Here is a 15,074-nt window from a genome sequence, read left to right as displayed (position 1 = left end):
TTTTGATTTGTGCGGACTTGCGGGAACACAACCTATAGTTGTTCTTTCTTTCGCGAATCCTGCGGTATGGCGTGGGGTCGGCTCTCGTCTGTGAGCGACCATTTCCTTGCAGGGGCGCGCGTTTGGAGGGATCCCTTTGGCATTTCGCGCCGCTGGATGGTGTCTCTGTTTGCGATTGACTGTAATCAAAAGTTGTGATAACTGAGGCTGTTTTCTTGGTAGTGGGTATTTTTTCTGAAATATTATGAAGATAAGGGTCTGAGCTGAATCAGTCTTTTGTCGTGCTGCTCGGCGTTTTGCTGCAGCTCGGTGTGTCTAAGGTGTGGGGGCGGTGGATGAAGGCTGTTATCTTGGCGGGAGGTCTTGGGACCAGGCTGAGCGAGGAGACGCTGGTTCGTCCCAAGCCCATGGTCGAGATTGGGGGATATCCGATCCTCTGGCACATCATGAAGATCTACTCGCATCATGGCATCCATGATTTCGTGATCTGCCTTGGCTACAAAGGCTACATGATCAAGGAGTATTTCGCCAATTACGCCCGGCACATGTCGGATATAACTGTCGATCTGCGCAGCGGCTCCATTGAGGTTCACAGGAACGATTCCGAGCCGTGGTCGATCTCCCTGATCGACACGGGCGAGAACACCATGACCGGAGGGCGGCTCCGCCGGGTGCTACCCTATGTCAAGGACGAGGACTTCTGCCTGACCTACGGCGACGGCGTGTCCGACGTGGATATCGGAAAGTCCATCGCGTTCCATCGTGCCCACGGTGGCATCGCCACGGTCACCGCGACCTATCCGCCCAAGCGTTTCGGCCATCTCGACATCGTTGACGGGCAGGTTCGCAACTTCAAGGAGAAGCCCGACGGCGAAGGTGGCTTCATCAACGGTGGCTTCTTCGTGCTGTCCCCTGATGTCGAGCGCTACCTTCCTCCCGACGATGGTCTGGTGTGGGAGCGCGAGCCGCTTGAAACCCTCTCGCGCGACCGGCAGCTTTACGCCTTCGAGCACACCGGTTTCTGGCAGCCGATGGATACCCTGCGCGACAAGACCTACCTGGAAGAGCTCTGGGCGAGCAGGACGGCGCCGTGGAAGGTGTGGGGCTGATGACACCGGAATTCTGGCGCGGCAAGCGTGTTCTCGTCACCGGCCACACCGGCTTCAAGGGGGCGTGGCTGTCGCTGTGGCTGGCGCGGGCCGGTGCGATCGTGACGGGCTACGCCCTCGCGCCCGCCACCTCGCCGTGCCTGTTCCATCTCGGCAAGGTCGAGGATCGCGTCACCAGCGTGATCGGCGACATCAACGACCGGCCCCTCTTGGAGCGCGTCGTTGCCGAGGCTCAACCGGAGATCGTGCTGCATCTGGCGGCCCAGGCCCTTGTGCGCGATTCCTATGTCGATCCCATCAGCACCTTCGCCACCAACGTTACCGGGGTCGTGACCCTCTTGGACGTGGTGCGGCGGGCGTCTTCGGTGGCGGCGGTTCTCGTCGTCACCAGCGACAAGTGCTACGAGAACAACGAGTGGGTATGGGGCTACCGGGAGGTGGATCGCCTCGGTGGCCGTGACCCCTATAGCGCGAGCAAGGGGTGCGCGGAGATCGCCGCCCAGTCCATGCAGCGCAGCTTCTTCAAGCCGTTCGCGCCGAACGGCCACGCCGCGCGCATCGCCACCGTGCGGGCTGGCAATGTGATCGGCGGCGGCGACTGGTCGGACAACCGCCTCGTTCCCGACATCGTGCGCGGATGCCTCGGCGCGGAGGGCGTGGTGCGGCTGCGCAGCCCCTCGTCGCTTCGGCCATGGCAGCATGTGCTGGAGCCGCTGGGTGCGTACCTGACGATCGCGGAGCGTCTCGTGACGGCGCCGCAGGGGATCGACGAGGGCTGGAACATCGGCCCCGATCCGGGCGACGACCGGGCGGTGCTGGAGGTGGCGCGCGCGATGGTTTCGGCCATTGGCGTCGGGCGGATCGAGATCGAGGAAGACCCCTCCGCGCCGCACGAGGCGCGGCTGCTGCGCCTCGACTGCTCGAAGGCCAAGGCGCTTCTGGGCTGGCACCCGAAACTGCGGTTCGAGGATTCTATTCGCCTCACGGCTGAATGGTATGCCGCCTGGCACAAAAGCGAGGACATGGCGGCCTTCACCGACCGGCAGATCGAAGCCTACGCCGCCCTTGTCACGGGGCCCAGCGCCGGCTGAGGCCGGCATCGCCGGCCTTCCATTTGCCGAGGATCGGAACGCTGGCGTGAAACCGATGAAGCGCGAGGGTTTCGCAATCGCCCCGGACCGCGCTATGGCAAGTCGTGCGGAACACGCCGGGCGGCGGCCAATGATCCAGGGAACGCGACGCCGCGTGGGAAGGACAAGAGCATGAAGATGACGGGATCGGATTATATCGCCGAGTTTCTGGCCCGCGTCGGTGTGCGGCATGTCTTCACCCTCACCGGAGGGGCCTGTGCCTTCCTGATCGACGCCGTCGGGCGCCACAAGGATCTGGAGCTGATCTGCTGCCAGCACGAGCAGGCGGCGGCCATGGCGGCGGATGCCGTGTGGCGCGTCAGTCGGCGGATCGGCGTCACCATGGCCACTTCGGGTCCGGGCGCCACCAACCTCATCACCGGCATCGCCAGCTCGTTCTTCGATTCCATCCCCTCGCTCCATATCACCGGCCAGGTGAACCAGCGCGAAAGCACGGCGATGCATGGCGCGAACGTGCGCCAGTCCGGCTTCCAGGAGACCAAGATCGTCGACATGGTGCGCCCCATCACCAAATATGCGGTGATGGTACGTACGGTGGACGAGCTGCGGGACGAGCTCGCCAAGGCCTATGAGATCGCTCTTTCCGGCCGCATGGGGCCGGTGGTGATCGACGTGCCCATGGACATCCAGCAGGCGCAGATGGAGGCGGATTTCTCCGCCATCGCGGCGCCTCCCGCGGCGCCGTCGTTCCCGGCGGCGAAGGGCGTGGCTGCGGATCTCAACGCGCTCCTCGCCAAGGCCCGGCGGCCGGTGGTGCTCTGGGGCGGCGGTATCGCCATGGCGGGCGTCGAGCGGGAGTTCGGCGCATGGCTCGACGCCAGCGGCCTGCCGTTCGTGGCGAGCTGGGCGGGCCTCACGGCCTTCGACCATGACCTTCCCGGTTATCTCGGCCAGATCGGGGTCTACGGGAACCGCGGCGCCAACTTCGCGCTGCAGAATGCCGACGCCGTGATCGTCATGGGCAGCCGGCTCGACAACCGCCAGCGTTCCGGCAATGCGGCCAATTTCGCCACCGGCGCCGATGTCTACGTGCTGGACGTGGACCAGGAGGAGCTGAACAAGTACGGCGGCGGCCGCTACCGGGGAACGTGCATCGACCTGCGCGCCCTGCCGCAGATCCTGCCCGAGGTCCGCGTGCCCGCGCTCGACACCGAGTGGCTCGCCTACGTGCGAGAGATGAAACAGGAGTACTTCGGGCGCGAGGTCAGCGCCTCCGCCCGCAAGCACAACAGCCTTTCGCCGTATGAGGTGATCCGCCGCATCAGCGAGATCGTGGCGCCCGACGCCGTCGTCGCGGCCGATACCGGGGCTGCCGTGTGCTGGCTGCACCAGGCCTTCAAGGTGAAGCGCCACAACCTCTTCACGTCGGGCGGCAACTCGCCCATGGGCTATGCCCTGTGCGCCGCCATCGGCGCCAAGCTGGAGGCGCCCGAGCGGCAGGTCATCGCCTACACCGGCGACGGCGGCTTCCAGGTCAATCTCCAGGAGCTGCAGACCGTCAAGCACCTGCAGCTCGACATCCCCATCGTCATCATGAACAACGGCTGCTACGGCATCATCAAGCAGTTCCAGGACAGCTACCTGGGCAGCCGCTACACCGCCTCGGACGATGGCTACAGCACCCCGGACTTCGGCCGCATCGCCCATGCCTACGGGCTCGGCTACGTACGGGTAGAGGATCTCGACCAGCTGACGCCCGACATCTTCCGCCAGGGCGCCGCCATCATCGACGTGATCCTCTCGGACCAGACGCTGATCGAGCCGAAGCTGGAGATGGGGCGGCCCATCAACGACCAGTACCCCTATCTCAGCGATGCCGCCTATGCGCGTGGCAACCGCTATGTGGACTACCCCCGCCCGGATACCATCAAGGCCCTGGCGGGCGCCGAGAAGTGAGGGCATCGGCCGGATATCGCGCGGGGCGGGTGCCGCGCGCGGACCGGGCCGGGCGCTGCCTCCAATGCGGGAAGGTGGGATGAAGCTGTTCGTCACGGGGGCCGGCGGTTTCGTTGGGGCCGCGCTGGTGCGCCAAGCTTTGCGCGAGGGGCACGAGGTCGCCGCTCTGGTGCGGCCTGGCGGCAATGCGGACCGGCTCACGGGCGGGGACGGCCGCCTGGAGATCGTTCAGGCGGATATCCGCGATGCCGCCGCTGTCGCCGCTCTGCTCGCGAAGGTGCGGCCCGAGGTGGTGGTTCACGTCGCCTGGAGCGGCGTCAGCGGTGCGGCGCGGTTCGACCGGCTCCAGCTCACCGACAATGTCGAGGCCACCTGCAATCTCATGGATGGCGCCATCGCCGCTGGCGTGGGCAAATTCGTGGGCATCGGCTCCCAGGGTGAATACGGGCTGCTGGAAGGCCGCGTGGGCGAGGACAAGCTTCCGGAGCCGACCACCCTCTATGGCGCGTCGAAAGTGGCAGTGCTGCATCTGAGCCGCCAGCTCGCCGCCCAAGCGGGCATGTCCTTCGCGTGGCTGCGCCTGTTCTCCACCTACGGGCCCGACGATAATCCGCGCTGGCTGATCCCCACCCTCGTTGAGCAGATGCTGGACGGCGCGCGGCCCAAGACCACGCTCGGCACCCAGAAGTGGGACTATCTGTTCATTGACGACACCGCCTCCGGCATTCTTGCCGCGGCGGTCACGCCGGGCGCGGAGGGCGTGTTTAACCTCGGCGCGGGCGTTGCCGTGCCCGTGCGCCGGGTGGTGGAGACCATTCGTGATCTCGCGGCGCCGGACCTGGAGCTGGTGTTCGGCGAGATCTCCTTTCGCCCGGACCAGATCTGGCACATGGAGGCCGACATCGACCGTCTCGTCGCGGCGACGGGCTGGCGGCCGCAGGTCGATCTCGAGACCGGGCTGGCGCGGACGGTGGAATGGCACCGCGCGCGCCGGCCGGCGGTCGCAGCCGGGCAGGGCGCGCATGCCTAGCTGCGCCATGTCTTTCCTGGGGAGCCTGCAGAACCGGCGCTTCGTGCGCTTCATCGGCGTCGGCATGCTGAATACCGCGTTCGGCTATCTTGTATTCGTCTGCGGCCTGTTCCTCGGCCTGGGGCCCGCGGTGGCGCTGGCGATCGCGAATGTCCTCGGCGTGTGCTTCAATTTCTTCACCACCGGCCGGCTCGTCTTCAGCAACAGGGACAATGGCCGGATCTTCCGGTTCATCCTGGTCTACGTTTTCGTCTATGTGGGGAACGTGGGGCTACTGAAGGCGGGAGAAGCGCTCGCGGTTCCACCGGCGGTGGCGCAGCTTCTGATCCTGCCGGTGGTCGTGGTGGCGAGCTTTCTGCTTATGCGTGCTTTTGTCTTTCGGGAGGCGGCACAGTGAAGACGATCTCGGTGGTTTCCCCTTGCTTCAACGAGGAGGAAAATGTCCGCGCCTGCTATGAGACGGTGAAGGAAATCTTCGCGCGCGAGCTGCCCGAATACCGGCTGGAGCACATTTTCGCGGACAATGCCTCCACGGACCGCACGGTGGAGATCCTGCGGGAGATCGCGGCGGAGGATCGCAGCGTCAAGGTGATCCTGAACGCGCGCAATTTCGGCCCCTTCCGCTCCCTCTTCAACGGCCTGCGCTACGCCACCGGCGATGCGGTCCTGGTGTTCCTGCCCGTGGACCTGCAGGACCCGCCGGAGCTGATCCCCGAATTCGTGCGGCATTGGGAGAACGGGGTGGAGGTGGTTGCCGGCGCCCGCGAGAACCGCGAGGAGAGCTTCGCGCTGCGCACCTGCCGGGGCATCTTCTACAACATCGTCAACCGGCTGTCGGATTTCGAGATTCCGAAGAACGTAGGCGAGTTCCAGCTGATCGACCGAAAGGTGTGGGAGGCGGTGGTCGATAATCACGACCACTATCCCTATATCCGCGGCATCATCGCTTCGTGCGGATTCCGGCGGATCATCGTTCCCTATACGTGGAGGGCGCGGAAGCGCGGCATCTCCAAGAACAACATCATGCGCCTGATCGACCAGGCGCTGAACGGCATCTTCTCCTTCACCAACGCGCCCATGCGGCTGTGCACGTTCGTCGGCTTCGGGCTTTCGGCGATCTGCATTCTCTATGCGGTGTTGTCGCTGCTGTCGTTCGTGTTCGCGCCCCATCTCGCCCCGCGCGGAACGATGACCATCATCGTGGCCCTCTTCTTCCTGTCGGGTGTGCAGCTCGCCTTCATCGGGATGCTCGGCGAATACGTCACCTCCATTCACTCGCAGGTGCGGCGTGGACGCCTCGTGATTGAGCGGGAGCGGCTGAACGTGGATGCGCCGCCGGCTTTGCAGGCGCAGTCGGACGCCTAGCTTCCGGCTTGCGGGATGGTGTGCGACAGGTCACAGAAGCGAGGGGCCACGGCTCGTCGAACGTTGGGGAAATCGGCCCGCGGCGGGCTGCGGGCGCAGATGGGCGGAAAGGCCGCCCCGTGCTCCGGCGCGCGGGTGCGCAGGCGGAAAGGGATTGAAGATGACGTCAGCTACAGCCGATGAGCGCGGCCGGTCGCCGGAACAAGTGCGCGCGGAGATCCTCGCGCTGGTCCAGGAGTACCACGCCCTGGCCCACGCGCCGCGGCCGTTTCAGCCGGGGCATTCGCCCGTTCCCGTGTCGGGCCGCGTCTACGACCATACCGACATGCAGTCGCTCGTGGATTCCGCCCTGGAATTCTGGCTTACCACCGGCCGCTTCAACGAGCAGTTCGAGACGGATCTGGCGCGGCGCATCGGCGTCAAGCGCTCGATGACCGTGAACTCCGGCTCCTCCGCCAATCTCGTGGCCTTCTCCGCGCTCACCTCGGGCCTGCTAAGGGATCGCCGCCTGGAGGCCGGCGCGGAGGTAATCACCGCCGCCACGGGTTTCCCCACCACGGTCAATCCCGCCATGCAGTGGGGCATGGTGCCGGTGTTCGTCGATGTGGACATTCCCACCTACAATGTCACGCCGGAGCTGGTGGAGGCGGCCATCACGCCGCGGACGCGGGCGATCATGGTCGCCCACACCCTCGGCAACCCGTTCGACGCTGCCCGTATCGCCGAGATCGCCAGGAAGCATGACCTCTGGCTCATCGAGGACTGCTGCGATGCCCTCGGCGCCACCATCGACGGGCGCCATGTGGGCACCTTTGGCGATGCCGGAACGCTCAGCTTCTATCCAGCGCACCATATCACCATGGGCGAGGGCGGGGCGGTGTTCAGCAACAACGCCGTGCTGAACCGCGCCATGGAGTCGTTCCGCGACTGGGGCCGTGACTGTTATTGCGGGCCAGGCCAGGACAACACCTGCAAGCTGCGCTTCGAATGGCAGTTGGGGGAGCTGCCATTCGGCTACGACCACAAGTACACCTATTCGCATCTCGGCTATAATCTGAAGATCACCGACATGCAGGCGGCGGTGGGCGTGGCCCAGCTCGCCCACCTCGACGGCTTCATCGCCGCCCGCCGGCGAAACTTCGCGCTGCTGACCGAGGGATTCCGGCAGCTCGAGGAATATTTCATCCTCCCCGAGGCGACGCCGCGCACTGATCCCTCCTGGTTTGGTTTCGTGCTGACGGTGCGCGAGAGCGCGCCCTTCAGCCGCGACGACCTCGTAGCCTATCTCAACGAGAAGAAGATCGGCACGCGCCTGCTGTTCGGCGGCAACCTGATCCGCCAGCCCTACATGAAGGGGCGCAATTTCCGCGTGGTGGGCGATCTCGCCAATGCCGACCGGATCATGAACCAGACCTTCTGGATCGGCGTCTATCCGGCCCTCGGGGCGGCGGAGATCGACTATATGGTCGAGACGGTGGCTGGCTTCTGCCGCGCGCCGGTCACCCGCGAGCTGCGCCGCAAGCGGTAGTGCGGGCGGGGTATAAGAACAGTAAGAGGCCATCCCGTCTGCGCTAAATCGCAGTGGGATGGCTTTGTTTTGGCATTAGCCGCGTTCTATTCGGAAACTGGAATGAACGGCCAAATTACTCCCGGAATCGATCCGGCTGTCGGGGGCTGAACTAATTGGATTTATTGTGAAATCCGCCTTGGGAATAGACGACGTGCTCAGCTGTGTCTGGTGGAGGAGAGGGAGGAGCCCAGCTTGGCCCGATGCAATATATCTCTCTCTTCTGCCCTTGATACATTCGAAAGAATAAACCGTCCGCAAGTACCCATTGGCATAGCGATGGGGCTAGTCCGTCAAGGACGATCGGAGTGGTTCTGCCGTCGATAAGGCTCAATGCATCCTCTGCATAGCGTGCGGAATCGGTCAGAAAGAAGCGGCGTTCTGCCGAAAAAATTAGCCGGTTCTCCAAAATTAAGCTTGCGCTCATGAGCGCAACAGCCAGAAATGAAATCAAAGATTGCGATTGTGCGTAACGTGCTGCCCAGGCTAGAAACAGAAGTAAGAAACAAAAAGACGCGAGAAGCCACCGCTGCTCCAAACGAAACTGCAGCAGGCCTGGAACAAGTAGTGCGATCGAAATCATTAATAATAGTATGGGTGGCATGAAATTTTCTTTAGCAGAAATGGCTCCGAAAAATCCATAAAGAAATATAGCGATTGTTAATGCCGCGCAAGTCGCGGCTATTAGAATATACTCTAATGGAAGTGCTGCTGTCGGTAGTCCTGAGAGATATTCAGGGCCAGAGTTAAACCAAAATATAGACGTGACAGCATGTTTAAAATTAACAATTATTTGATTGATATCTATTCCAACCTTTTGGCCGCCTGTACCCATGAAGAATGGAATGTGAAGTACGGCCGTCTTCATTGCAAAATTGAAAATTACCCAAAATATAGAATATGATAATAAGTAGTATTTTTTTCTAAGTTGAATTGAGTTTGTAAATATAATATAAATGCAAAATACAAATAATGTGACTATATATCTTTCATGACTATGCATCGCGGCCGCGAAAAGCGTTGTTGTGGCGGCATACATATAAAATATTTTATTGCTCTGTTTATTCCTATATTCATCATCCCAAGTACAGATTATTAGGTACATGCCAGATATGAGAGTCAAAAGTGGTAGGCTCTCGACGGTTCCGTTCACTTGCGTGAGTTGATAGGTTCCGAATCGAGACCAGGCGAACATTAGTGTAATACAGGCAGAAAATATAATATTTTTCGATAGTTTCTGGGCGCAAAAATACATAATTAGGCAAATTAAAGAATTAATAAATACATTAAATATATGATATAAGTATATATTGTCCTTAAATATGCTGTATTCCGCCCATAAAACTGTTGTAAATATTGGGCGCCATTTGAATGCAAACGTGGTTGTCAGCGCTGACTTCCAGTCGGAGGCGTATTGCCCGTCTATTGCTGCAAAATAGTCTCTGAGGTCGTCCCCAAACCAAGCCTTTGGGAACCAGTATGAGTATCGCAAATTAAATATAGCGCATAATGCGAATATAAGTGATACTATTAAATATACGCTATATTTTTTTTGTGTCATTTTTCACCTTATGAATTATCGGTTGACGACGTTGACTTGGAAGTGTGTCCTGAATATTCTGGATGTGCGACTTATCAGCGAATTTGTATGTCGGGGGGCGGTAGCTCCCAGAAGCTATGATTCTTAAAAGCATAGATCCTCTAGGCGCCTACGTACTAGCTCGTCGTCATGCCGGCAAGGGCGGTGACGATCGGTTGCTACAGGGAAAAGGCCGGCGAGCCGTTGGAGCCGAACTCTGCTCTGTTGGGTAGACGAGGCGAAATTCGGCGAGCTTTCGCGCATTAGTTTCGCAGCCACAATTTGGCGTCTCTACAAACGGGGTCACGACCGCAGGACTGCATTGATTTTCGGTCAATAGCGTACATAGCGTTCAGTCGCCTGAAGCGTGTCGCCTATTTCAACGAGATGACAATCGGCGCGTGCCTGCTGTTTTGCGGCAACCTGATTCCTTGGCGCAACATGAAGAGGCGGAGCTTCCGAATTGTGAGCAATGTCGCCAATGCAGATCGGGAGCAGGAAAAAAACATTTTGGGTCAGTGTCCATACGGGGCCCGGGAGTAACGGCGAAGTCGGGTTGCTCGCGAAAAACCGTGGGCACGCAATCAAGCTGAGGAGCCACTCAGCCATGCACGTCCTGCACCGCACGGGCGGGCGCGGGGATCAACTGGATTTATCAATCTGCGCCCGAAGCGCCTTCAGCCGCTGTTCGAATAACGGGGTAGGTCGGCCGGGAGCATCCCTCTCCACCGCTTGCTGGTAAGCTTCAACTGCACCTGTCTTGTCACCTGCATCCTCCAACACGACCCCCCTATAGAACCAGGTGTAGGGATGAGTCGGGCGTAGTTGCGCGCACGTCTCCAGAAACTTGCGGGCGTAGCTCAAGGCGTTCGATTCGACCGACGCGTGAAGCGCGGCGCACGCGTCTACGGAGGTGGTGCTCGCAGCGTCGAGAAGCTTTGGTAGAGTCAGCATATCCTGAAGCGTCACGTTGCCAGGATGTTCAAGTGCCGGAAGCTGATCAGCCGTAAACGTCTTGTATAGTGTTCCGTCCGGCCGAAATACCCATACGTAATCATAGTTGGAAAGATTGTAATTCCCAGGCGGGAGAAATGTTGCCGAATCGGATGCTTTGCCCCGAAATGGCGGGTATTCAACAACTGAAAAATTGATATCGTGGCCCCTCTTCAGTTCGTCTAGGGAGCGTGGATGGGCAAAGGGATGGAACGGAAACGACAAGCCCGTGATTAGAACGCGTGACGTCTTGTCGGCTGGGAGTGCTCGGATTTGCTTTTGGAGCGCGCGCCAGAGGTTTCGCTGGGTGTTCTCCTGAAGAAGAACCCAGGCGCCCTCGGCGTAGGCGTTGGGGGTCAGCTTGGGGTTGAGCAGAAGCAGAACGGCGGTGGCGGTTGTGACAGCGAGGGCCACGGTCTGCTTTCGCATGATCACTGCCAGGAGGAGGATCGGCAGGAAGAGGAGGTACGCGCCGCTCCAAGAGTATCCGGGAGAGAAGTGATTAGGCAGAACGGAATTCGGCAGCCAAGCTGCCGCCCCCGCCCCCGCGGCCACGAGGCCGAGCGTCGCTGGGCCGCGCGAGCCCCCTCGGCGGTGGAGCCACCAAGTGGCGGCAAGCACAAGTGCGAGGCTGGCTGTCAGCGAGATGCTCAATCCACGCGAGGCGTAATTCCGCCATTCCCGGAGGACAGATGCCGGGGAAAGATCTACTTTATAGGCGTTTAGGTCGGCCTGCCCGAAAAACTCCGAGTGGCCGACGATTCCTAATCCTAGGGCGCAGACCAAGGCCGTGGTCATTATTGCCGCAGGCAACAGCCGCCATTTCCAGTTGCGCCAGCGCGAGAGCGGCACGTAGGCGGCGGCGATACCCAGTGCGGAGAGGCCGTAGGTTTCCTTCGAAAGGAAGGCCAGGACGGCGAGAAGGAAGAGTACGGATGCCGCGAAGACTATGCTTCTTTCCTTCAGGTAAGCGAAGCTGAGGCCGCCCACCATCAAAAAGAAAAATGACGTCTGCGCCCACACATCATGGGAGTAAAAAATGTAGAAGCCAGGAGCTGAATAGAGCGTGAAGAAATACAGGATCGAGGCAGTCAGCATAGCCGGGATATTCTGAATGCCCACGGCGCGGCGAAAGGCGAAGAGGGCAAGAGAGCCGTTGAGAATCGTGATGAACGCGATAATTCCAATGCCGATCCGCATCGGAGCGTTCCCGATCATTGCCAAGGTGTAGACGCCGACTGGCCTCGCCCGCGCCATGTATTTCAACCCCTCTATGGGATTCGCGCGCAGGTCCGTGGCGAGATAAAAATCGCTGTGGTGAGGCCAGAAGGGGTCAAAATAGCCAGGGTAGACGAATTGCAGGACAATGGCGAAGACCAGGGCCGACGTGGCGACATATGCCCCAAATTCAAGGATTTCGCTCTTGTGTTTCAACGCCTGCTTCCACGCTCGCTCAGTGTCATTCGCTAATGTCTGGCCGCGTCACGCGCGCGACGGACCGGTGACGACCTGCCTCGCGGGCGGCGCAAGTCAGCGGAAGCTCAAGCCCATCGTTCGCCGATTGGGAGTCTTCGCGGCAGCTGCTATGCGATATCGACCGTTCGCGTTCGGACAGGTTCTTAGCGAACTCGGCCTCTTCGCGCACGCACAAAATGCCGGCGGCCTCTGGTGGGGGCTGCTCCGCGTGGACGGAGCCCGCAGGTGCGGCGGGGATCGGCAGCGCGAGCGCGGCTCAGGCCGAGTTCCGGGGGCTGTGTCGGTCTCGGGCGTCCCCCACCGCTAACCTTGCCTTAAGCCTGTTCGTGCCTAGGTTCCCCCTGAGCGTCGCGGCGATTTCTTCGCGCTGCAGCACGAAAGAGCGCTCCCGTCAAAGTTTGGACAGAGTCCCCCGGTCAAACACCGGGACACTTTGGACAGATGGGCGGAGTTGTCCCGCGTGGCGGTCGTCGCCGCGCGCAGCGGAGCCGAGAATGAACGATCAGATGAGCAGGAGCCCCGCCGCACCTGCGATTGCGTCGCCTCTTCCTGCCCGGGGTCCGGCCGCGGCGGGTCGCGCCTTGCGCCCGCTGGCGGTGGTGTTTCTCCTCGCGCTCGGTCTGCTGGCGGCGACCATCGCGCCGGGAGTGGCGCAGGACATGGGCGCCGTGCCCCCGCCGGGCGGGGCCATCGGCGCCGCGCCCATGGCGGCGCCGGCGGGCGATATCTCCTTCCTCGGCCTCTTCCTGCAAGCCCATTTCGTGGTGAAGCTGGTGATGCTGGGCCTCATCGCCGCCTCCATCTGGGTGTGGGCCATCATCATCGACAAGATCATCCTCTACGGCCGCAACAAGCGGGAGATGGATCAGTTCGAGCAGGTGTTCTGGTCAGGCCAGAGCCTCGAGGACCTCTACCGCACCCTTTCCGGGCGCACGAACCACGGCATGGCCGCCATTTTCGTGGCCGCCATGCGGGAGTGGAAGCGCACCTACGAGGGCGGCGCGCGCTCCTTCACCGGCCTCACCCAGCGGCTCGACAAGGTGATGAACGTGACCATCGCCCGCGAGATGGAACGGCTCGAAGGGCGGCTCCTGGTGCTGGCGACGGTGGGTTCTGCGGGCCCCTTCATCGGCCTGTTCGGCACGGTGTGGGGCATCATGACCTCGTTCCAGTCCATCGCCGCCTCGAAGAACACCTCGCTCGCGGTGGTGGCGCCGGGTATCGCGGAGGCGTTGTTCGCCACCGCCATGGGTCTCATCGCGGCCATTCCCGCGACCATCTTCTACAACAAGTTCATCTCCCAGGCCGGTCGCCAGGGGCAGCGCCTCGAAGGGTTCGCGGACGAGTTCTCCGCCATCCTCTCGCGGCAGATCGACGAGCGGAGCTGACGCCATGGGCATGGGTGGAGCAGGGGCTTCAGGGTGGCAGAGCCGGCGCTCGCGGCGCCGCGCGAGCCATGTGATGGCCGAGATCAACGTGACGCCCATGGTGGACGTCATGCTGGTGCTGCTCATCATCTTCATGGTGGCGGCGCCGATGCTCACGGCGGGCGTGCCCATCGACCTGCCGCAGACCCAGGCGAGCGCCGTGAACCAGGACAACAAGGAGCCCATCACCCTCTCGGTGAACGACAAGGGCCAGGTGTTCCTGGGCGAGAGCGAGATCAAGTCCGAGGACCTCGTGACCAAGCTGCAGGCCGTGACACAGGCGCGCGGCGGCATGGAGGAGCGCATCTTCGTGCGCGCCGACAAGAAGGTGGATTACGGCAGCGTCATGAAGGTGATGGGCCGCCTTTCCGGCGCCGGCTTCAAGAAGGTGGCGCTGGTCACCGAAGTGGATCAGGGGAGCTGAGGTCAAGGCCATGAAACCCGGCCTCGCGGCATCGACGGTCGCCCACGCGGCGATCATCATCCTCACCCTGGTGTCGTTCACCGGGGCGAAGCCGTTCGAGCCGATGCCGGAATCCATGCCGGTGGACGTCATTTCCGCCAGCGACTTCACCAAGCTCACCAAGGGCGCCAAGACCGCGCCGAAGATGGAGAAGCCGCTGCAGGTGGCGGAAAAGGTGGCCGAGCCGACCCCGGTGGAGGACCCCCGCCTGAAGGTGAGCAAGGACGCTCCGGTGGAGGCCACCACCCCGCCGCCGCCCGCGCCCGCTCCCGCGCCCAAGGTGGACACGCCGCCCGAGCCTCCGAAGCCCGTGGAGGCGCCGCCGAAGCCGCCCGCGCCGCAGAAATCGGTCGAGGCGCCGCCCAAGGCCGAGCCAAAGGCGGACGAGGCGCTGAAGAACGAGCCCAAGAAGGAAGAGAAGCCGAAGGAAGAGCAGCCCAAGGAAGAGGCCAAGGTGGCCCCGACCCCGCTGCCGCCCAAGAAGCCGGCTCCTCCGCCGCCGAAGCCCGTGCAGGCGCAGCAGACGCCCTCGCGTGAGTTCAACAGCGACCAGATCAAGGAGCTGCTCGACAAGCGCACGCCCACCCGCCAGGTGGCGAGCGCGAGCCAGACCTCCACTACCTCCTCGCTCGGGGCGCCCTCCGGCCAGGCGGCGACCTTGAGCATGAGCGAGATCGACGCCTTCCGCGCCCGCATGCGGCAGTGCTGGAACACCACCGGCATTCCGCCAGAGCAGCGGGTGTTTGTGGACCTGCGCGTAGATCTCAAGCCGGACGGCATGCTCCAGTCTGAGCCGGTGGTGATGCAGGGCAGCCCGCCGCCCTATGGCCCGGTGGTGGCGCGCACCGCCATCGCCGCCCTGGTGCGCTGCCAGCCCTTCACCATGTTCCGCAAGGAGACCTATGCCCAGTGGAAGAGCATGGATCTCACCTTCCGGCCGCAGGAGTTTGATCGGTAGGCGCGTAATCCGTCATGGCGCGGTCGCGCGTCATCTTCTATGTCCCCCTCATGATGGCCG

12 protein-coding genes are annotated in these 15,074 nt (G+C 62.0%); 10 read left to right on the top strand and 2 right to left on the bottom strand.

From position 1 onward, the window contains the following. The first annotated feature begins 335 nt into the window (after positions 1-335). The 7 genes from rfbF (at position 336) to rfbH (ending at position 8,079) form a co-directional block, all read left to right on the top strand. Positions 336-1,109, top strand: a complete 774-nt coding sequence (gene rfbF, locus V5F61_RS17080; protein WP_393989097.1) for a glucose-1-phosphate cytidylyltransferase — start codon at positions 336-338, stop codon at positions 1,107-1,109. Then, a complete protein-coding gene (gene rfbG, locus V5F61_RS17075; protein WP_393988980.1) occupies positions 1,109-2,200 on the top strand; it encodes a CDP-glucose 4,6-dehydratase in 1,092 nt (363 codons plus the stop codon). Before rfbF ends, rfbG begins: the two co-directional genes overlap by 1 nt. A gap of 171 nt (positions 2,201-2,371) precedes the next feature. Further along, entirely contained in the window at positions 2,372-4,156 is a 1,785-nt protein-coding gene (locus tag V5F61_RS17070) for a thiamine pyrophosphate-binding protein (protein WP_393988981.1), read from the top strand. A gap of 79 nt (positions 4,157-4,235) precedes the next feature. Then, positions 4,236-5,186 carry an NAD-dependent epimerase/dehydratase family protein gene (locus tag V5F61_RS17065; RefSeq protein WP_393988982.1) on the top strand — a complete coding sequence of 317 codons (951 nt, stop codon included), beginning with the start codon at positions 4,236-4,238 and terminating at the stop codon, positions 5,184-5,186. A gap of 43 nt (positions 5,187-5,229) precedes the next feature. Beyond that, positions 5,230-5,583 carry a GtrA family protein gene (locus V5F61_RS17060; RefSeq protein ID WP_394104059.1) on the top strand — a complete coding sequence of 118 codons (354 nt, stop codon included), beginning with the start codon at positions 5,230-5,232 and terminating at the stop codon, positions 5,581-5,583. Further along, on the top strand, positions 5,580-6,551 hold the full coding sequence (locus V5F61_RS17055; protein ID WP_393988984.1) for a glycosyltransferase family 2 protein: 972 nt from the start codon (positions 5,580-5,582) through the stop codon (positions 6,549-6,551). Before V5F61_RS17060 ends, V5F61_RS17055 begins: the two co-directional genes overlap by 4 nt. 160 nt (positions 6,552-6,711) lie before the next feature. After that, positions 6,712-8,079 (top strand): lipopolysaccharide biosynthesis protein RfbH, encoded by a 1,368-nt coding sequence (rfbH, locus tag V5F61_RS17050; protein ID WP_393988985.1) that lies wholly within the window; start codon positions 6,712-6,714, stop codon positions 8,077-8,079. 151 nt (positions 8,080-8,230) lie between these two features. Here the strand turns inward: rfbH and V5F61_RS17045 are convergent, their stop codons facing one another. Both V5F61_RS17045 and V5F61_RS17040 read right to left on the bottom strand, forming a co-directional pair. Further along, the gene (locus V5F61_RS17045; protein ID WP_393988986.1) at positions 8,231-9,157 is read right to left on the bottom strand and encodes a hypothetical protein; all 927 of its coding nucleotides are present in this window, start codon (positions 9,155-9,157) and stop codon (positions 8,231-8,233) included. A gap of 1,182 nt (positions 9,158-10,339) precedes the next feature. Continuing rightward, the gene (locus tag V5F61_RS17040; protein ID WP_393988987.1) at positions 10,340-12,124 is read right to left on the bottom strand and encodes a tetratricopeptide repeat protein; all 1,785 of its coding nucleotides are present in this window, start codon (positions 12,122-12,124) and stop codon (positions 10,340-10,342) included. A 746-nt stretch (positions 12,125-12,870) separates the two neighbouring features. On the opposite strand from V5F61_RS17040, the gene tolQ reads away from it, so the two are divergent. Genes tolQ through V5F61_RS17025 form a run of 3 tightly spaced genes read left to right on the top strand, consistent with a single transcriptional unit; the run spans position 12,871 to position 15,014 of the window. Continuing rightward, a complete protein-coding gene (gene tolQ, locus V5F61_RS17035; RefSeq protein WP_393989098.1) occupies positions 12,871-13,554 on the top strand; it encodes a protein TolQ in 684 nt (227 codons plus the stop codon). 4 nt (positions 13,555-13,558) lie between these two features. Further along, positions 13,559-14,017 carry a protein TolR gene (gene tolR / locus V5F61_RS17030; RefSeq protein WP_393988988.1) on the top strand — a complete coding sequence of 153 codons (459 nt, stop codon included), beginning with the start codon at positions 13,559-13,561 and terminating at the stop codon, positions 14,015-14,017. Positions 14,018-14,027: 10 nt separating this feature from the next. Continuing rightward, entirely contained in the window at positions 14,028-15,014 is a 987-nt protein-coding gene (locus V5F61_RS17025; protein WP_393988989.1) for a cell envelope biogenesis protein TolA, read from the top strand. The last annotated feature ends 60 nt before the right edge of the window (positions 15,015-15,074 follow it).

It is taken from the genome of Xanthobacter sediminis (assembly GCF_043195015.1).
GTDB lineage: Bacteria > Pseudomonadota > Alphaproteobacteria > Rhizobiales > Xanthobacteraceae > Xanthobacter.
Note: the sequence above shows the minus strand (reverse complement) of the source record. Positions and strands in the feature narration are given on the sequence as shown.